This is a genomic window from Paraburkholderia sp. SSBN10T (genome assembly GCF_056619545.1).
In genome coordinates, this window is the sequence record NZ_JBWQQI010000003.1 from 19,387 (window position 1) to 37,790 (window position 18,404).

General features: G+C 63.9%; 13 protein-coding genes. 3 read left to right on the plus strand and 10 right to left on the minus strand.

Going from position 1 to position 18,404, the window contains the following annotated elements; translation table 11 throughout:
• Positions 1–54 precede the first annotated feature (54 nt).
• Positions 55–1,275 (minus strand): efflux RND transporter periplasmic adaptor subunit, encoded by a 1,221-nt coding sequence (locus AC1ECK_RS05010; RefSeq protein ID WP_480316524.1) that lies wholly within the window; start codon positions 1,273–1,275, stop codon positions 55–57.
• Between the two features lie 39 nt (positions 1,276–1,314).
• Positions 1,315–2,178 (minus strand): alpha/beta hydrolase, encoded by an 864-nt coding sequence (locus AC1ECK_RS05015; protein WP_480316526.1) that lies wholly within the window; start codon positions 2,176–2,178, stop codon positions 1,315–1,317.
• Positions 2,179–2,371: 193 nt separating this feature from the next.
• Here AC1ECK_RS05015 and AC1ECK_RS05020 point away from each other — a divergent pair, with 193 nt between their 5' ends.
• On the plus strand, positions 2,372–3,376 hold the full coding sequence (locus AC1ECK_RS05020; RefSeq protein ID WP_480316528.1) for a LysR family transcriptional regulator: 1,005 nt from the start codon (positions 2,372–2,374) through the stop codon (positions 3,374–3,376).
• Positions 3,377–3,545: 169 nt separating this feature from the next.
• Positions 3,546–3,848 (plus strand): DUF4148 domain-containing protein, encoded by a 303-nt coding sequence (locus tag AC1ECK_RS05025; protein ID WP_480316530.1) that lies wholly within the window; start codon positions 3,546–3,548, stop codon positions 3,846–3,848.
• A 105-nt stretch (positions 3,849–3,953) separates the two neighbouring features.
• On the opposite strand, the gene AC1ECK_RS05030 is transcribed toward AC1ECK_RS05025, so the two are convergent.
• The 8 genes from AC1ECK_RS05030 to pdxR all read right to left on the minus strand — a co-directional run bounded on the left by AC1ECK_RS05030 (position 3,954) and on the right by pdxR (position 16,651).
• Positions 3,954–5,027 (minus strand): purine-nucleoside phosphorylase, encoded by a 1,074-nt coding sequence (locus AC1ECK_RS05030; protein WP_480316532.1) that lies wholly within the window; start codon positions 5,025–5,027, stop codon positions 3,954–3,956.
• A gap of 248 nt (positions 5,028–5,275) precedes the next feature.
• Entirely contained in the window at positions 5,276–6,190 is a 915-nt protein-coding gene (locus tag AC1ECK_RS05035) for a cation diffusion facilitator family transporter (RefSeq protein WP_480316534.1), read from the minus strand.
• Between the two features lie 7 nt (positions 6,191–6,197).
• Positions 6,198–7,262 carry a selenide, water dikinase SelD gene (selD, locus tag AC1ECK_RS05040; protein ID WP_480316536.1) on the minus strand — a complete coding sequence of 355 codons (1,065 nt, stop codon included), beginning with the start codon at positions 7,260–7,262 and terminating at the stop codon, positions 6,198–6,200.
• 208 nt (positions 7,263–7,470) lie between these two features.
• Entirely contained in the window at positions 7,471–12,306 is a 4,836-nt protein-coding gene (locus AC1ECK_RS05045; RefSeq protein ID WP_480316538.1) for an NAD-glutamate dehydrogenase, read from the minus strand.
• A 137-nt stretch (positions 12,307–12,443) separates the two neighbouring features.
• Positions 12,444–13,001: a DUF3455 domain-containing protein gene (locus tag AC1ECK_RS05050; protein ID WP_480316540.1), complete on the minus strand. Its 558-nt coding sequence runs from the start codon at positions 12,999–13,001 to the stop codon at positions 12,444–12,446.
• A 102-nt stretch (positions 13,002–13,103) separates the two neighbouring features.
• A complete protein-coding gene (locus tag AC1ECK_RS05055) occupies positions 13,104–13,880 on the minus strand; it encodes an alpha/beta fold hydrolase (protein ID WP_480316542.1) in 777 nt (258 codons plus the stop codon).
• A complete protein-coding gene (locus AC1ECK_RS05060) occupies positions 13,877–14,911 on the minus strand; it encodes a M14 family zinc carboxypeptidase (protein ID WP_480316544.1) in 1,035 nt (344 codons plus the stop codon). The genes AC1ECK_RS05055 and AC1ECK_RS05060 overlap by 4 nt, the downstream gene beginning before the upstream one ends.
• A gap of 240 nt (positions 14,912–15,151) precedes the next feature.
• Positions 15,152–16,651: a MocR-like pyridoxine biosynthesis transcription factor PdxR gene (pdxR, locus tag AC1ECK_RS05065; RefSeq protein ID WP_480316546.1), complete on the minus strand. Its 1,500-nt coding sequence runs from the start codon at positions 16,649–16,651 to the stop codon at positions 15,152–15,154.
• A gap of 115 nt (positions 16,652–16,766) precedes the next feature.
• Here pdxR and AC1ECK_RS05070 point away from each other — a divergent pair, with 115 nt between their 5' ends.
• Positions 16,767–18,056: a 4-aminobutyrate--2-oxoglutarate transaminase gene (locus AC1ECK_RS05070; RefSeq protein ID WP_480316548.1), complete on the plus strand. Its 1,290-nt coding sequence runs from the start codon at positions 16,767–16,769 to the stop codon at positions 18,054–18,056.
• Positions 18,057–18,404: the final 348 nt, after the last annotated feature.

Below are 18,404 nucleotides of genomic sequence, written 5' to 3' on the forward strand. Positions count from 1 at the left end.
TGAAATTAAAGCGCTGGGAAGCGGCGCGCAAGAAGCAACCGTTGAGCACTGGGCTCACGAGTTGTTCTGCGTTTTCGCACGCCCCTGCGTCTGTGCTACCGATGCGTTGCCCGCGGCGGCGTCGCCGTTCATCGGCACCGCGTGAGCGCGCACCGTATCGCCCGGACGCACGCGCTGCGTGCCGTTGACGACGATCCGGTCGCCGCTTTGCAGGCCCGACTTGACGACGCGCAGGCTGCCTTGCATCGCGCCAAGCGACACTTCGCGGTAAGCAACGTGATCGCTCTTGTCGACCACGAACACGAACTTCTTGTCCTGATCGGTACCCACTGCGGCATCGTCGATCAGCAGCGCCGGATGCGGCGCGCTGCCGCTCACCTTGATGCGCGCGTAGAGGCCCGGAATCAGCGTGCCGTCCTGGTTGTCGAAGCGTGCCCGCACGCGGATCGTGCCCGACGAGGTATCGAGCTGGTTGTCGACCGAATCGATCACGCCGTTGCGCGAATAGCCCGACTCGTCGGCGAGCCCCAGTTGCACCGGCACCTTGGCGCCGTCTTTCTCGCGGCCGATGTATTGCAGGTAGGTCTGCTCATCGGCATCGAACGAGGCGTAGATCGGCGAGACCGACACCAGCGTCGTCAGCGGCGGCGAGCTTGCACCCGCCGAGACGACGTTGCCCACGGTGATTTCGGCGCGCGAGACGCGGCCCGACACGGGCGCCACGACCTTGGTATAGCCAAGGTTGATCTGCGCCGTTTCGAGCGCAGCCTGGGCGGCCTTGACGTTGGCGCTCGCGCCGCGTGCGGCGTTCTGCTTCTCGTCGTAGTCGCGCTTGGCGATCGCGTTGTCGCCGATCAGGCGTTGCGCGCGCTCCCAGTCGCTTTGCGTGTAGCCCGCTTGCGCCTGTGCGGCGGCCAGTTGCGCCGCCGCACGGTCGACTTCCGCCTGATACGGGCGCGGATCGATCACGAACAGCGTGTCGCCCTTCTTCACGAGCGCGCCATCCTTGAAGTTCACCGAGACGATCGTGCCCGACACCTGCGGACGCACCTCGACCTTCTCGACGGCTTCGAGGCGCCCCGAATAGGTTTGCCAGTCGGTGATGGTTTTCTCGATCACCGCCGCCACATCCACTTCCGGCACGATGGTCGGCGCGGCCTGGGCGGGCGCGCTCGCGTCGACGCGAATCGCGCCGAACGTGCCGAGCCCGGCAATCACGACAACAGTCAGAACGGCTAGCGCCAGACGATGGCGCTTGGTAGAAAAAATAGACATGAACGGCTCCCGGCTTTTGTTAGTAGGATTGAAATCGGTTTATCGGTGGGCGCGCGCGTCGAAGCGCCACTGGAAGAAGCGCACCGCCTCCTCCAGCGCGGCCGGATGATCGGCCAGCGCGGCATGCGAGACGCTCGGAAAACGCACCACCTGGGTCAGCACACCCGCATCGATCAGGTTGCTGGCATATTTCTCGGCTTCGACGTGCAGCACGTCGTTTTGCGCCGTCGCAATCAGCGTGGCGGGCAACCCCGCCAGACGCGACGATTCGAGCGGCGCGGCATACGGATGCATGCGCTGCGAGGCTTGCGGCAGATACGCGCGATAGCAGGCAGCGCATTCCTTGGCGGTGATGTCGGAGCCGAGCCGCTGTTCGTCGCCAAGGCGCGTCAGGCTCGGGTCCAGCATCGGTCCGAACAGCGCCTGAGCGCCGATCCGGACGTCGCCGCGGTCACGCGCGATGAACGCGAGGCAATTGGCGAGCTGGCCGCCCGCATCGTGTCCCGCGACACCGATGTGTCGGGTATTGCCGCCGAACGCCCGGGCGCGGGTCTGCACCCACAGCGCCGCGCGGTGCGCGTCTTCGGGCGCGGCGGGAAACGGAAACTGCGGCGCGAGCGAATAGCCCACCGAGACGACCAGCGCCGGTAAGCGTTCTGCGAAATAGCGCGCGGCGAAGTCCGCGTGGTCCAGCGAGCCGCGCACGAAGCCGCCGCCATGAAAATAAAGCAGTACAGGCAGTGCACTTTTACCGGCCAGGCGATACAGGCGCAGCGTGATGTCCTGCGCGTGCCCCTCGATCGTCACGTCGGTCACGTCGAGTGCCGCGCGTGCCGACGGTACCTCCGCCACCTGGGCAAGATCAGGCGGCACAAAGGAGTACGGCGGTTTGAATGCATTCATATCGAACGGTGCAATACGCTCATAACTGGAATGATGCGAATTGTCGGTTCAGCAGACTCCTAAATAAATGCCTATAATCCGGCAACACAATTCGGCATGCCCAAACAATCGAATTCACGGACCGGCCAAACCGGACTAATCCGTACCTCGTCGATTGGCTGCGCGGGCCGCCGGCCCCTTTTGGAGGTTAGCCATGGACCGTCTCCAGGCCATGCAAGTGTTCACCCGTGTCGTCGACACCAACAGCTTCACCCGTGCCGCGGAAACGCTCGATCTGCCGCGCGCGTCGGTCACCACCATCATCCAGAATCTGGAATCGTTCCTCGGCACGCGCCTGATGCATCGCACGACGCGCCGCCTGTCGCTCACGCCGGACGGCGCTGCGTACTACGAGCGCTGCGTGCGCATTCTCGCGGACGTCGAGGAGACAGAGGCCAGTTTCCAGAGCGGCAACAAGAAGCCGCACGGCAAGCTGCGCATCGACATGCCGGGCTCGATCGGCCGGCTGCTGGTGATCCCTTCCCTGTGCGAATTCCACACTCGCTACCCGGATATCGACCTGCAACTCGGCCTGACCGACCGCCCGGTCGATCTGCTGCAGGAGGGTGTCGATTGCGTGGTGCGAGTCGGGGCGCTGCAGGATTCGTCGCTGGTGGCGCGCCGCATCGGCATCTTCGAAGGGGTGACGTGCGCGGCGCCCGATTATCTGCAGAAGTACGGCATCCCGCGCACGCTCGAGGATCTCGAGGCTCACAGCGCGGTGAATTATTTTTCGAGCCGCACCGGGCGCGTGCTCGACTGGGCCTTCAAGGTGGACGGCAAGGAAATCGAGGTGAAAATGAAGGGCATGGTGTCGGTGAACGACGCAGATGCCTATGTCACCTGCGGTCTCGAGGGTTTCGGCCTGATCCAGCCGGCGCTCTTCATGGTGCTGCCGCACCTGCAATCGGGCCAGTTGGTCGAGGTGCTGCCCGACATCAAGCCAATGCCCATGCCGATTTCGGCGGTCTATCCGCACAGCCGGCATCTGTCGCCGAAAGTGCGCGTGTTCGTCGACTGGGTCGCGGAGCTGTTCGACCGCTGCCCACTGCTGAACGGCCGTTGCAGTCTCGACACGCCTTGTACGAAACGCACGCTGGAAGAACGCGAATCCGCGCCGGCGCTCGATACGCCGGTGATGACGGAGTGGGTCGCCTGATCCGCCCCGCAATTCGCATGACGGCAATCGCGGCCGCTGCGCCGCGATTGTTCTGAATTCACGACAATTCATTTCACCAATCGGCGGTTTATCCGCCCCTCGCCGACGCCTACATTTCACCCTGTCGCGGCGCCATCGTGCGCCGCAATCGAATCGACAGGAGTGAATCATGAAGCGCAATCTGTTCGCAGCACTGGTTGTTTCCCTCGCTATCAGCGCGCCGGCTTTCGCAGGCGGTGGCGGCGGAATCGGCCATGCCGGCACCTACGGCCAGACGCCGGTGGGTGCGAGCACGGTCAGCCGCGCCGATGTCAAAGCGGAAATCGTGACGGCCTATCGCGACGGCTCGCTGCCGTCGCTGAACAAGACCAGCTACCCGAATCTGAGCCTCGAAGGCCAGCGACAAGCGGACCGCCTGGCAGCGCAAGGCCAAGGCGACAACAGTGCCACGCGTCTGGCACGCGGTGAATAGAGGAGCCGGTCATGAGCCCATCAGAACTCGACAATTGGGATACCGATACGCCCGTCTGGACACCGTTTCGCCCGCAGCAACAGCACGCGTGAGCGAGACGGTTGGTTAAGGCTGCGGCGGTACGCCGTCGCGCCACTGGCTCCAGTGGGTCACGATCTGCTGGACCAGAGGATTGCCGGCGAGAAACAGGTTGTCGACAGCAATCGTGAAGCCGCCCTGCGCCGCGTAGTTCAGCAGATTGTCGGCGCTTGTCTGGCCCGCATAGGGCCGGTCGAAGTCCGAGCCGCTGCGTAGCACCGCGACGCGGTTCAGGTCGACGCGGTGCGTGCTGGCAGCGCGCTTGAGCGCTTCATAGGTGGCGTTGTCTTCCTGCTGCGTTGTGCAGTAGGTGCCTTTGCCGTCAGTCAGCAGTTTGGTCCAGTCGCGGGCGCGCTCGCCGAGCAGCGTGCCCGACCACCAGGTATCGCCGGCGAGCGTATCGCACTGGATCACTGAGGGCGGCAGATTGGCGGGCGAGTAGCCGAAGTGGGCGCGCGCCGCCTGTGCCTGCGCGTTGTCGGCAAGCGTGACGTTGCGCGACAGCGCAAACGCGGCGTCCGCGAGCTGTGGGTTGAGCTGGAACACTTCGGTGCGGTAATCGAGCGGCGGTTTATCGGACGGACTCTTGGTGTTGATGCCCAGATAGCCGGTGTTCCAGTTGGACGGAATTTCGCGCGCATCGAGTTCCCACTGGATGCCGAAGTCGACCAGATACTTGGCCCATGCCGCCGAGCCGATCGTACCGCGCTGCGGATCGATACCCGCAATGCCGGCCACCATGAAATACGTGTGGCGCAGATCGAAGCGCGGCGAGAACGTGAGCGCCATGATCGAAGCGGCGGCATTGGCGTGCCCCATGCCGGTGGTCATCACGCAGACGTCCTGCTTGTTGCAGTGAACATTCGGATAGTCGGGCGACAGACCGTCAATCGGGATGTCCTGCCAAGGTCCGAGATGATCGAGCCAGACCTGGCCTTCCGGGCCGAACATGGAAATGATCATCACCTTCACCGGGCGGCCGTGCGATGCATCGGCGCTTTGCGTCGCGGTGTCATCATCGGCATGCGCCGGAACGGTCGAGACGGCTGCACACGCCGCAAAAGCGAGCGCAGCGCTTGCCGCGAGAATACGAGTCATCATCGGTGTCCTTCCTCTATTCTGTTATGCGGATTGGGAGGGCTTTACTGGGCGCGAGTCAGGTTCAGATCATAACCAGGAGAATCTGCTTCGGCCAGCCGGTGCGTGAGGTCTGCGGGATAATTAAATATGCTAAATGAATGTGCCACGTGCGGTGACGGGCATCAAGTCAGCACGGTACGGTATGACAAGGCGGCGCACGCGGCAATCTCGTTCTGACGGGAGCATGCTCGCCGCCGGCCGCGCGGCGCTCAGCTCCGTTGCGAGCGCGGCACTTCTGGCTCGAAAAATACCCAGCGCACCTGCGGAAAGGTGGCTTGCAAGTCGGCCTCGACCACATTGATCGCGTCGACCATCGCACGGCCGCTCGGATAGTCGATCATCTCCGCCTGCACCGCCACCACCACATCGCGGCCCCACTGCAACGTGATCATATTGATGATGTCGCGTATCTCGGCACGTGAGCGCAGATGCGCTTCAATGGCGCGACGCACTTCGGGGCTGGCCGACTCGCCGACGATCATCGACTTCACTTCGCGCGCCACCAGCCAGGCAATCGCCATCAGCAGCAGACCGACGCCGATCGAGCCGAGCGCGTCGAACAGCGGATTGCCGGTGATCATCGTCAGCAGCACCGCCACAAACGCGATGGCAAGACCCGCCAGAGCCGCGATGTCCTCGCCGGCCACCACCAGCAGATCCGATTCGCGCGTTTCGCGAAACCAGCGCCACATGGACTTGTCGGGATGGGTCTTGCGAATCTCCTTCACTGCGCCCAGCAGCGACAACGATTCGAGCACGACCGAGACACCGAGCACGCCGAGCGCGATGTAGGCATGCGACAACGGTTCGCGGGCGAACACCCGGTGCACGCCCTCGTAGACGGAAAACGCCCCGCCGACGAAGAACAGCAGCAAGGCCACCAGCAGCGAATAGAAGTTGATTTCGCGCCCGGCGCCCATCGGATGCAGTGGGCTCGGGGGACGGCGCGCTTCACGCAGACCGAATAGCAGCAGCAGTTGATTGCCGCAGTCGGCAGTCGAATGAATGGCTTCGGCGAACATCGAACCGGACTGCGTGAAGATGGCAGCGGCGAACTTGAATACGGCAATTCCGATGTTGGCAGCGAGCGCGTAAAGGATGGCTTTCGGCGATTCTTCTTTCATCGTTCGGTTACGCCACTTCCACGCGTGGCGCGCCGTCGCGCATCTCGCCGATCACCGCCGCGCGCTCGAAGCCGTCCGCACGGAAGATCGCCAGCACGTCATCCACGCTATCGGGCGCGCAGGACACCAGCAGGCCGCCTGAGGTCTGCGGGTCGGTAAGCAGTGCGCGGGCCCGCTCGGGCAGCCCCGCGCCGAGGCCGATACTCTCGCCATACGAAGCCCAGTTGCGCCCCGACGCACCGGTCACCACACCGGCATCGGCAAACGCTTCGACGCCGGCAAGCCAAGGCAGGTCCGCATAACGCAGATGGGCGGCGAGGCCGGCGCCGCGCGCCAGTTCGAGCGTATGCCCAAGCAGGCCGAAGCCCGTCACATCGGTCAGCGCATGCACGCCCGGCAAGACAGCCAGTTCGGTGCCCGGGCGATTGAGCTTCGTGGTGTTGGCGATCATCGCGGCATAGCCCGCATCGTCAAGCTGGTTCTTTTTCAGGGCGGCGGACAGCACGCCTACGCCGAGCGGCTTGCCGAGCACCAGCACATCGCCGGCGCGCGCCGCCGCATTGCGCTTGATGCGTTGTGGATGAATCACGCCAAGCGCGGCGAGGCCGTAGATCGGCTCGACGGAATCGATCGAATGCCCACCCGCCACCGGAATGCCCGCCTGGGTGCAGATGTCTTCACCGCCGCGCAGCACCGCCGCGATCACGTCGTGCGGCAGCACGTTGATCGGCATGCCGACCAGCGCCAGCGCGAGAATCGGCTTGCCGCCCATTGCGTAGACGTCGGAGAGCGCATTGGTTGCCGCAATGCGGCCGAAGTCGTACGGATCGTCGACGATCGGCATGAAGAAGTCGGTGGTGGCGATGATCGCCTGCTCGTCGTTCAGCCGGTACACGGCTGCGTCGTCGGCGGTCTCGGTGCCGACCAGCAGATCGGGAAAGGCCGGCAGCGGCACACTGCGCTTGAGCAGATCAGCCAGCACGCCGGGCGCAATCTTGCAGCCACAGCCGCCGCCATGCGAGAGGCTCGTGAGGCGCGGCACAGCAGGGTTCGTTGCAACGTGATCGGTCATGACGGGTTCGAGGCGCGAGTTGAAGATGCAAAAGATTGAACGGCAAGGGTGACTATTATGGGCAATCCAGGGGGCATGCGTCCAACTCGCACTCTGCCGCCCCGTCGCGACATCTAATGCCGCCTTGCCGGCGCCTCGGCGTGAAGCCTGCTCCGAAGTCGCTTCAAAGCCTCCTTAAGCGCACCTCAACCCACCTTCAACGCCGCCCTCAAGCCCGCTCCAGCACCGCCATTTCACGCACGATCACCAGCAGCACCGAGAGGCTCGCGCCGCCCGACGCACGCAGATCCGCAAGCAGTCGTGCATAGCGATCGAGCGGCGCCGCGCGTTGCCCGAGCCATTTTTCGACCTGTTCCTCCGGAGTCGAGGTTTCCGTCGCCCCTGTCAACGCGCTGGTCGTCAAGGCTCTCTTGAGGCGCGCCAGTTCGGCGAGCGCGGCGGCCCGCGCCAGCATGTCCCAGTGCGTCGGCGTGGGCAGCGAGTTGGCGCGCTCGCCGATCCAGCCGTAGTTGAGCTGCGTGCCAAGCGCGAAATAGACTCCGGCAACCAGTTCCAGACGCTTGTTGCAGGTGGCGGCAACCTCGGCGATATCGAGCAGCGCCGCGGAGATTTCGCCGCTCGCGACCCGCACCGCCAGTTCGCTATCGACGCCTGCATCCACCAGAATCCGTTGCCGCTCCGACAAGGCCTGAAGATCCGCGGCCGGCAACAGCGCCGGCCATTGCGACGCTAGCCGCTGCGCGGCATCGCGGCACCGCGCGAGCAGAGCCGGCACGTCGCTGACCGCGCCTGACTGCAATTGCCGCAAGAACCACAGCGCCGCCCGTTCCACCAGCCGCGCCACTTCGACGAACATGCGTGCCTGGACGTCGTCGGCCACGCGGTTATCGAGCGCGTCGATGCTGCGCCACACCTCGTCCAGATCGAACACGTCGCGCGCCATGATGCAGGCCCGCACGATCTCGCCTGGCCGCGCGTCGGTCTCCTCCATCAGCCGGTGCACGAACTCGCAGCCGACGCGGTTAACCAGCGCATTGGTCAGATAGGTGGCGAGAATCTCGCGCCGCAGCGGATGGCGGTGCATCGGCTCACTGAAGCGATGCCGCAACGGCTTCGGGAAATAGTCGATCAGCATGCCGCCGACCAACGGGTCTTCCGGCATATCCGATTCGAGCAGCGCGTCGTACAGCCACATCTTGCTGTAGGCGAGCAATACCGCACGCTCCGGCGAGGTCAGCCCTTGCTTCGCGGCCTGCCGCTCGGCGATTTCTTCGTCGTTCGGCAAGAATTCGATCACCCGGTTCAGGCGCCCTGCCCGCTCGAGCCAGCGCATGAAGCGGGTCTCCGCATCGAACAGTTCGATGCTGTAGCGGCCTGCAATCGATAGCGCCTGGGTCTGGTAATAGTTGTCCTGCAGCACCAGCAGACCGACCTCATTGGTCATGTCGGCCAGCAACGCGTTACGCTGCTTTTCGGTCATCTCGCCGTCCGCCACCACCAGGCCGAGCAGAATCTTGATGTTGACTTCGTGGTCCGAACAATCCACACCCGCTGAATTATCGATCGCGTCGGTATTGATGCGGCCGCCGCGCAACGCGAATTCAATACGGCCAAGATGCGTGAGCCCGAGATTGCCGCCCTCCGCCACCACCTTGCAGCGCAAGTCCGCGCCGTTCACGCGCACCGCGTCGTTGGTGCGGTCGCCGACCTGGGCGTGCGTCTCGTGAGACGCCTTGACATAGGTGCCGATACCGCCGTTGTAGAGCAGATCCACCGGCGCCTGCAGGATCGCGCGGATCAGTTCGTTCGGCGGCAGTGCGGCCGCGGTGATGCCGAGCACGGCCTGGATGACGGACGACACCGGGATCGTCTTGGCAGTGCGCGGAAACACCCCGCCCCCCGCGGAGATCAAGGCCGGATCGTAGTCGGCCCAACTGGAGCGTTCGAGGATAAAGATGCGCCCGCGCTCGGCGAGACTCGCGGCCGGATCGGGATTGGGGTCGAGAAAGATATGCCGGTGATCGAACGCGGCCACCAGCTTGATATGCGGCGAGAGCAGCATGCCGTTGCCGAACACGTCGCCCGACATATCGCCGATGCCGACCACGGTGAAATCCGTCGCCTGGGTGTCGACACCCATCTCGCGGAAGTGCCGCTTCACTGATTCCCACGCGCCGCGCGCAGTGATCGCCATCTTCTTGTGGTCGTAACCGACCGAGCCGCCCGAGGCGAACGCATCGTCGAGCCAGAAACCGTACTCCTGCGAAATCGCGTTCGCATAGTCGGAGAACGTCGCCGTGCCCTTGTCTGCCGCCACCACCAGATACGGGTCGTCAGGGTCGTGCCGCACCACCTCGGGCGGCGGCACGATCTCGTTGCCGGCGAGGTTGTCGGTCAGATCGAGCAGGCCGCGCAGGAAGGTCTGATAGCAGGCAATGCCTTCGCGCATCCATGCTTCGCGATCGCCCGGGGGCGGCGGGTTCTTCACGACGAAGCCGCCCTTCGAGCCGACCGGCACGATCACCACGTTCTTGACCATCTGCGCTTTCATCAGGCCGAGGACTTCCGTGCGGAAGTCCTCGCGCCGGTCCGACCAGCGCAGGCCGCCGCGCGCCACGCGCCCGCCCCGCAGGTGCACGCCTTCGACGCGCGGCGAGTACACCCAGATCTCGAACATCGGTTTCGGCTCAGGCAGACCCGGCACGCGCGCCGGATTGAACTTGAACGACAGGTAGGGCTTGGGGCGGCCCTCCTGATCGAGCCGGTAGTAATTGGTGCGCTCGGTCGCCTTGATGACGCCGAGGAACTGCCGCAGGATACGGTCCTCATCGAGATTCGGCACCTGGTCAAGAGCGGCATCGATCCATTTGAGCAGCAACTCCACGCGCTGCTCGCGCGTGTCGCCCAAGAGCGGCTCGAAGCGCGCCACGAACAGTTCGACGAGCCTGCGCGCAATCGTGGGATTGCCGGTCAGCGCGCGTTCGATATACGCATCGCTGAAGGTCGAGCCGACTTGCCGCAGATACTTCGCGTAGGCCCGCAAGATCGTCACCTCGCGCGCCGCAAGCTGGGCGCGCAGCACGAGACGATTGAAGTCGTCGCTTTCGATCGCGCCGGTCCAGACCTGTTCGAACGCGTCTTCGAAGAGATTTTTCACGCGCTCGATATCGAACTCGGAGTCGTCCGCGAGTTCGAGTCCGAAGTCGTGGATCCACGCACCTGTCGCATCGAGCGCTTCGATCAGATAGGGCCGCTCTTCGTCGACACGCACGCCGAGATGTTCGAGCATCGGTAGGCTGCGCGACAAGGCGATCGGCTGCCCGGCGCGGTACACCTTGAAACGAAACGCACGCGGGCCCGATTCGATCGGACGATACAGGTTCATCGCAATCCGCTCGCCGCCTTGCAAGCGCTCGATCAGTTCGATGTCGCGCACCGCCGTGCGAGCCGGATAATCGTCGCGGTAGCCCGCCGGAAACGAATCGGCGTAGTGCTGCAACAGGCGATTGCCCTGCTCCTCGCCGAATGCGTCGATCAGTGCATCGGCCAGATCGTCCTGCCAGCGGCGCGTCACCAGCACAAGACGCGCTTCGAGTTCGCGGGTGTCCACATCGGGCATGGCGCCCGGCTCGGCGTGTACGACGAAATGAATCCGCGCGAGGGTCGACTCCGAGAGCAACGGCGTGAACTCGACGCTCGCGCCGTTGAAGGCGTCGATCAGCAGGTTGGCGATGCGGCGCCGCAGATCGGTGTTGTACTTGTCGCGCGGCACGAACACGAGGCACGACACGAAACGGTCAAAGCGGTCGCGCCGCACGAACAGGCGCGTGCGCTGATGCTCCTGCAAACGCAGCACACCGAGCGCGATGTCGTAGAGCTGGTCTTCATCGGCCTGGAACAGTTCGTCGCGCGGATAGGTTTCGAGCACCGTGACCAGCGATTTCGCCAGATGCCCCTTCGGCAGAAAACCGGCCCGCCGCACGATATTGGCGCATTTGCGGCGCACGATCGGAATCTCAGCGGCCGACACGAAATACGCGGTCGACGTATACAGGCCGATAAAACGCCGCTCGCCGATTGTCTTGCCGTCGGCACTGGTCAGCTTGAAGCCGACGTAGTCGAGATAACCGGGCCGGTGCACGGTGGCCCGCGAATTCGCCTTGGTCAGGAAGATCGGCGAGGCGCCGTGGATGATCTGCGCGGCCGCGGCCGGCAACGGCGTGACATCGGCGGCGCCAGGCGGCCGCAGCGCCTCGCGCAGAATGCCGAGGCCCGAATCCGGCAGCGCCCGCAGACCGAAGCCGACGTCGTGCGAGACCAGTTCGTAGTCGCGCTGGCCGAGAAAAGTGAAGTGGTTGTCCACCATCCATTCGAGGAACGCGCGCGCCTCCGTGCCTTCGACACTGGTCTCGCGCAGCTTCATGTCCTTGATGGTGGCATGCGCCATCTCGACGATCCTTGGCCAGTCTTCCACTGCCGCGCGCACGTCGCCCAAGACTTTGGCGATATCGTCCCTGAGCGCATCGAGCTTCGCGGCGTCGCCGCAGCGATCCACTTCGAAGTGAATGAAGGAGGCGAGTTGCGACTGCGTGTCGGACGCGTCTTCGGCACCCTGGCCGACCCGCACGATACTGCCGTCGGCGCCGCGCCAGATGCGAAATACCGGATGCACGACCGAATGCAACGCGAGGCCGAGCCGGTTGACGGCCATCGAGACCGAATCGACGAGGAACGGCATGTCGTCGTTGACGATCTCGACCACCGTATGGTCGGAATGCCAGCCGTGCTGCTCGAGGATGGGGTTATAGACGCGCAGCCGTTCGCTGCCGGGAACGAAGCGCTGTGCCGTTTGCCAGTGCGCCAGCGCGGCACCGTAGAGGTCGGCAATCGCGCGGCTTTGCAGATCGTCGGAATCGACGAAATCGTAGTAGTGGCGCAAGAAGGGTTCGACGATGGCGAAGGCCGGTTCCGGCAATCGCCCACGCGCGAATTCGATGACGTCGTTCAGCAGATGCGCAACGGATTCTTCGTTCTTCGCTTGCATGATGTCCTCCACAACGGGCGGCAATCAACTGCATCGTGAGACACGAATTATGCACCTGATAGCTGAAATTCGAGGTGCGTCGGCACATCGAATTTCAGGTGAGGTTTACGCCTAGGTGTCAGGCCGGAGGCGGTGCCTCAGCCTAAAAATACATACTCGGCCAGATAGGGACTGCGCCCTTCCTGGCCCTCCTGGGTGCAGGGGCCGCTGGGCGCCACGCCGCCGCGCGTGTCGAGCCGCTGGACGTAGTGCACCGATGCGAGCCAGCCAGGGCCGCCGGCATTGCTCGCCTGCAGCAACAGAAGCGGGATGCTGCCAGGCTGATCGGTATTCGGCGCTTGCTGCAATACCTTGCCGGTGATCTTGCTGCCGTCGCTGGCTTCCCATGAAGGTCCGGCACCGTGCCTGACGATCAGTTGACCCGACGCGTCGTACAGCTCGGCACTCGGCGCCTTGAAGACCCACGCCAACTGGTTGTTCGAATCGCGCTTGCAGACGTAGATCTGCGTGCCGCTCGCCTTGAGCGCGGCGATCACTTGAGTCGCTTCGCCCGGTGTGAGTGCGGCGGGAATTCCGGTTTGTGCAAGTGCGGCGCTCGTGCAAACGACGCTGCAAGCGAGCGCGAGCGAGACGCTTGCGAAAGCGCCTGCCAGGCGGCGACGCGGGTTAAGGTTCAAAGCAAAACGTAACGGCATGCGGTGATCTCCTGGTGAGTGTGACGGGTCCGGTCCGGCAACGCTACGACGCCATCTATTGTCAGGCTACGCGGTCGCCGGACCGCGTGCATTAAACGCGCATTAAAACGTCTTACCCGGCGTATCCGCGACCTCCGGCAACCATGCTCCAACCGCCTCGCTTGCCCACACGGGATCGTCGTGCGGCAGATCGTGGCCGGCCCACGGATGCTGGATATGCACAGCGTTCCACGCCACCGCCAGTTTCGCCGAACACACCGGGTTCACCAGCCGGTCATGTGCCGACGACAGAATCAAGGTGGCGCAGCGTGGCGCCATCGCGCCGGCACTGAAACGCGCCGCTGCCCACAACTGACGCAGCGCGTTGGCCCGACTCACCGGCGCACTCTCGCGGATCGCGATCCATGCGGCGAGATCGTCTGCCCGCGCCTCGGCATCGTTGCAGGTTAGCCGGTGGATGATCGTCTCGGCGTCGCGGCCGTGACGCCAGTCCGCCGCCACCCGCAGCAGCCCCGGCCACGCTTGCGGCCGCAAGCGCTCCGTCATGCGGCTAAAAGGCCGCATGCTCGTGTTGATCAGCACGAGCCGCTCGATCTCGCCGGGGTACTGTTGCGCCCATGCGGTCGCCACCATTCCGCCGAGCGACATTGCCAGCACCCGGTACGGTCCCGGCACGCCGCTTTGCGTCACCGCGAGCCGCACGAAGCCGACCATCGCGCTCACCTGGGCCGGTGCGCGCTGGTCGATCAGCGCACCGTTGCCGGGCAGATCGAGCTGCAGCAAGCTATCGGTCTTGACCGCGTCGTGCAGGATGGCCGGGAAGCGGCCCCAGTGACGCGTCTCACGCGTGAGTCCACGCAACAGGATCCACGTACTCATGCACCCGCCGCCCGATACCAATGTTGAATCGCGCTATGCAGCAGTTGCTGGCGCCGGCTGCCCTGCGGCAACCAGCGCTGCGAGGCGAACGCTGCCCGGGTCAGGAAATCGAGCAGGTTCGCATGGCGCCGCAACACGCGCGCCGTGCGGTGCGCTTTCACCGGATTGAACATGCCCTGGCGCGAGAACAGTTGCCGCGGGTTCTTCTTGATCCATAGCCACGAGCCGAGTTCGAGCGTCATCGGCAGAAACACGTGCTCCGGCGGCGCACGGTCGTACGCGCAGTCCCACAGGTCGCCGTGCAGCAGATATTGATGGCTCTGCGGTTCGAAGGCATAGCCGTGATGCGGATGGGCACGCTCGAACATCGATTTCAGCACGAACATCTCCGGCAGATGGGGCATCAGCTTGCGCGTGCGGGCATAGGGAAACCAGATGCTGTCGCGCCAGCCGTAGCCGGAGTGGCAATCGAGCGAGAAGCTAAGCGGCCGCGAGGCCAGTTCGGTTTCCACCAGCTTCAGCAGCGCCGCGGCTTCGACCTCCATCGGCGCGCCGCGCCGTCCTCGATACCACGGCAGCCAGGCGCCGAGGCGCTGACCACCCGCCAGCCACGGCACGCGTGCGTCGGCGTCCTGCGGCGCGTTGCGCATCAGATCCACGCCGTTCGGATTGGCGCGCGTAGCGGCCCACATCCCCCCCGGGTTGCAGATGGGCATAAAAATCAGACGAATAGATTGCAGTTGCCGCACCAGCAGTTCGTCCCATTCGAGACGCGACAGCAGCGAGCGCATGTAGTCGAGCACAAGCTGCGTGCCGATGCGCTCAAGGCCGTGAATACCGCCGAAAAACCCGATGGCCGGCGCCTGCGGATCGCTCGAACCGATGCTCGCTGTCAGGACGGGAAAAGTCCGGCCGTGAACGTGCGCTTCGCAGAGCTTGTTGACTTCGAAGCTTGCACTGCCGGCGTCGAGGATCGCCTTGAGATCCTCGTACTCCGCGAAGCTGTCGGGTAGAAAGCTGAGAGCCTGCATGGAGACGCCGAATGTGATTTGCAAGGTTATTGGGGACGGCACACGCGTTGTTGTCAGCAATATAGCCTGTTCGCGGCCAATATTAGATGACGGTATGCACGCCCTGCAGCTAGTGTCACATGGCTGACATATCGCTGCTGGAACACGGCCTCGCGCTCCGGGGCGAATTTCCCGCACGGATAGAGTCGTATAGACGTTTAGATATCGTCACTCAACCGTCACAATCTCAGGCACGCTGTCTCAGGCGAACTGCACAAGCGTAGCGTCGATCGCATCAGCGAGCGTATTGAAGGCAGGCGCGATCTCTTCGTCCGGCACGCAGGCATAGCCGATCAACAAACCCGACGGCGATTGCTCCGGCTGCGCGTAATACCCCGATAGCGCCCGCACGACGATGTTGCGCTCCAGCGCCGCCGCTGCGACTGCGCGATCGTCGGCGCCTTCGGGCAGTTGCATCACCAGGTGCAAGCCGGCATCGCCGCCGACCGCCGGCATGGCGTCACCGTAGCGGCGCGCGGCGGCATCGAGCACCGTCTGGCGCCGTTGGCCATAGAGCGTGCGCATCTTGCGAATATGCGAGGTGAAATGCCCTTCCGCGATAAACTCGGCGAGCACGGCCTGTTGCAGCAGTTGTCCCTCGCGATACAGCTCGGCGCTGGCGGTCGCGAAACTCTCCGCGAGCGCCTCGGGCACCACCAGGTAGCCGATCCGCAAACCAGGAAACAGCGTCTTGCCGAAACTGCCGACATAGATCACCTGCCCTGCCGTGTCCAGGCCCTGCAGCGATGCCAGCGGGCGGCTGCCATAGCGAAACTCGCTGTCGTAATCGTCTTCGATGATCCAGCATTGATGCTGCCGCGCATATTCGAGCAACATGCGCCGGCGCGCGAGGCTCATCACCATGCCGAGCGGATACTGGTGCGACGGCGTGACCAGCATCAGCTTGGGCGGCCGGGCAAGATCGTCGGCGCCAGGGTTGATCCCTTCGGCGTCGACGGCGATGGGCCGCGACTGCAGTCCCGAGACATGCAGCACGCTGCGCACGCCCCAATAGCACGGGTCTTCAGTCCAGATCACGTCACCCGGATCGGACAGCAGGCGCACGGCCAGGTCGACTGACTGGTGAATCCCGGTCGTGATGATGATCTGCTCCGGCGTGCACCGCACCGAACGCGAGGTGCGCAGATAGTCGGCGAGCGCATGGCGCAGCAGCGCGAGCCCGCCGCCCGGCGCATAGGTCAGCAGGTCCGGGCGCAACCTGCGCCAGTATTTGGCCTGCAAACGGCTCCAGACGCGCGCCGGAAACTTCGAGACGTCCGGCACGCCCGGCATGAAGGCGCCCCACTGCCGCTTCGACACCCCCGCCCCGGCAATCAGCCGGGCGCCGCGAGTGGACAACGCGCGCCGCGCGGGCAGCGCTTGCGGCGCCGCAGCGGGCGCCGCGGCGTCGGGCGCGCCGACGATTTCATCAGGAGCGCTATCGGCCACGAAGGTGCCGCGCCCGGTGGTGGAGGTGACGTAGCCCTCGAGCACAAGCTGCTCGTAGACCTGGGTCACGGTATTGCGGGCGATGCCGAGTTCATTGGCGAGCAGCCGCGAGGACGGCACCTTGCTGCCGGCAGGCAGTTCGCGCGACAGGATGGCCTGCTGCAGCAAGCGGTGTAACTGGCGGTAGATCGGCTGACCGTTGCCGCGGTCGAGACGCTGCGCCAGCCAGTCTGACAAAACGCTTGCACGCATAAGTGGCTCCTACATTTTTATTGAAATGGCTCTGAACTCCGGAGCCAAATCTAATTATAGTCGCAGCATGTGCCGCACCGGGTGGGCGGCTTCTGCCAAGACGGGAGTGAAGGAGATGACTGTGAAGAATGCTGATCTGAAGAGCCGCAAGGATGCCGCCACACCGCGAGGCGTGGGCGTGATGTGCGATTTCTACGCGGCGCGTGCCGAGAACACCGAGTTGTGGGACGTCGAAGGGCGGCGCTTTATCGACTTCGCGGCGGGGATTGCCGTGTGCAACACGGGCCATCGGCATCCGAAGATCGTCGAAGCGATTCGCGCGCAACTCGATCAGTTCACGCATACGGCTTACCAGATCGTGCCGTACGAGTCGTACGTTTCACTGGCGGAGAAGATCAACGAACGCGCGCCTGGCGACCATCCGAAGAAGACGGCTTTCTTCACGACGGGCGCTGAAGCGGTGGAGAACGCGATCAAGATTGCCCGCGCCGCGACGGGCCGGCCGGGTGTGATTGCGTTCACAGGCGGCTTTCATGGCCGCACGATGATGGGCATGGCGCTGACGGGCAAGGTTGCGCCGTACAAGATCGGCTTTGGGCCGTTCCCCGCGGACGTATTCCACGCCCCATTCCCGAATCCGCTGCATGGTGTGACGACGGCGGACTCCTTGAAGGCGATCGAATTCCTGTTCAAGGCCGACATCGATCCGAAGCGTGTTGCCGCGATCATTTTTGAACCGGTGCAAGGTGAAGGCGGCTTCTACCCGGCGCCTGCGGAGTTCGTGCGGGCGCTGCGCAAGCTGTGCAACGAGCATGGCATTTTGCTGATTGCGGATGAAGTGCAAACCGGGTTTGCGCGGACCGGCAAGTTGTTCGCGATGCATCACTACGACGTGGTGCCGGATTTGATGACGATTGCCAAGAGCCTGGCGGGCGGCATGCCGCTGTCGGGCGTGGTGGGTCGCGCGGAGATTATGGATGCGGCGGCGCCTGGCGGTTTGGGCGGCACGTATGCGGGGAATCCGCTCGCTGTTGCTGCCGCGCATGCTGTGCTCGACATTATTGATGAAGAGAAGCTTTGCGAACGGGCTGTGGTGCTTGGGGATCGGCTCAAGGCCAAGCTGGTTTCGTTGCAGGGTGAGGTTGCGCAGATTGCCGATGTACGTGGGCCTGGTGCGATGGTGGCGGTTGAGTTTTGCAAGGCTGGCACGCATGAGCCGGATGCCGATTTCACCAAGCGGGTGCAGGCGAAGGCGCTGGAGCGCGGGTTGTTGTTGCTCGTTTGTGGTGTTTATTCCAATGTTGTTCGGTTTTTGTTTCCGCTTACTGTGCAGGAGAGTGTTTTTGATGAGGCTCTCGGTGTGCTTGAGGGTGTGCTTCGGGAAACTGTAGGTGTGGTTGTCTAGTTTCTTTTTTTTTGCCATGCTGGCGGCTTCTTTTTTTGGTTTGTTTTGGGGTCGCTGGCTGGTTTGGGGTTTGGTTTGTTTGGTTTGCCTGCGGTGTTGGGTTGTTTGCCTGCGGCGCCTTGCTCTTTGTTGGTTTGCTTACGGTGTTGGCCTTTCCTTGTTTTGTTAGTGATTTATTAGCGTTGCCCCTGTGCGGGGCGGCACCTACTTTTCTTTGCCGCCGCAAAGAAAAGTAGGCAAAAGAAAGCGGGCTGACAACCGCTAGCTCGTAGGTGTCCGCCACTCAGGTCAACACGGAATGGTCCGCACGAAGACCTGCCCTCGCACCACCCACGCTAGTGGCACAGC

Excerpts from the sequence above, each read along its gene's own strand:
- AC1ECK_RS05010 (WP_480316524.1), bottom strand. The coding sequence starts at position 1,275 with ATGTCTATTTTTTCTACCAAGCGCCATCGTCTGGCGCTAGCCGTTCTG.
- AC1ECK_RS05015 (WP_480316526.1), bottom strand. The coding sequence starts at position 2,178 with ATGAATGCATTCAAACCGCCGTACTCCTTTGTGCCGCCTGATCTTGCC.
- AC1ECK_RS05020 (WP_480316528.1), top strand. The coding sequence starts at position 2,372 with ATGGACCGTCTCCAGGCCATGCAAGTGTTCACCCGTGTCGTCGACACC.
- AC1ECK_RS05025 (WP_480316530.1), top strand. The coding sequence starts at position 3,546 with ATGAAGCGCAATCTGTTCGCAGCACTGGTTGTTTCCCTCGCTATCAGC.
- AC1ECK_RS05030 (WP_480316532.1), bottom strand. The coding sequence starts at position 5,027 with ATGATGACTCGTATTCTCGCGGCAAGCGCTGCGCTCGCTTTTGCGGCG.
- AC1ECK_RS05035 (WP_480316534.1), bottom strand. The coding sequence starts at position 6,190 with ATGAAAGAAGAATCGCCGAAAGCCATCCTTTACGCGCTCGCTGCCAAC.
- selD (WP_480316536.1), bottom strand. The coding sequence starts at position 7,262 with ATGACCGATCACGTTGCAACGAACCCTGCTGTGCCGCGCCTCACGAGC.
- AC1ECK_RS05045 (WP_480316538.1), bottom strand. The coding sequence starts at position 12,306 with ATGCAAGCGAAGAACGAAGAATCCGTTGCGCATCTGCTGAACGACGTC.
- AC1ECK_RS05050 (WP_480316540.1), bottom strand. The coding sequence starts at position 13,001 with ATGCCGTTACGTTTTGCTTTGAACCTTAACCCGCGTCGCCGCCTGGCA.
- AC1ECK_RS05055 (WP_480316542.1), bottom strand. The coding sequence starts at position 13,880 with ATGAGTACGTGGATCCTGTTGCGTGGACTCACGCGTGAGACGCGTCAC.
- AC1ECK_RS05060 (WP_480316544.1), bottom strand. The coding sequence starts at position 14,911 with ATGCAGGCTCTCAGCTTTCTACCCGACAGCTTCGCGGAGTACGAGGAT.
- pdxR (WP_480316546.1), bottom strand. The coding sequence starts at position 16,651 with ATGCGTGCAAGCGTTTTGTCAGACTGGCTGGCGCAGCGTCTCGACCGC.
- AC1ECK_RS05070 (WP_480316548.1), top strand. The coding sequence starts at position 16,767 with ATGACTGTGAAGAATGCTGATCTGAAGAGCCGCAAGGATGCCGCCACA.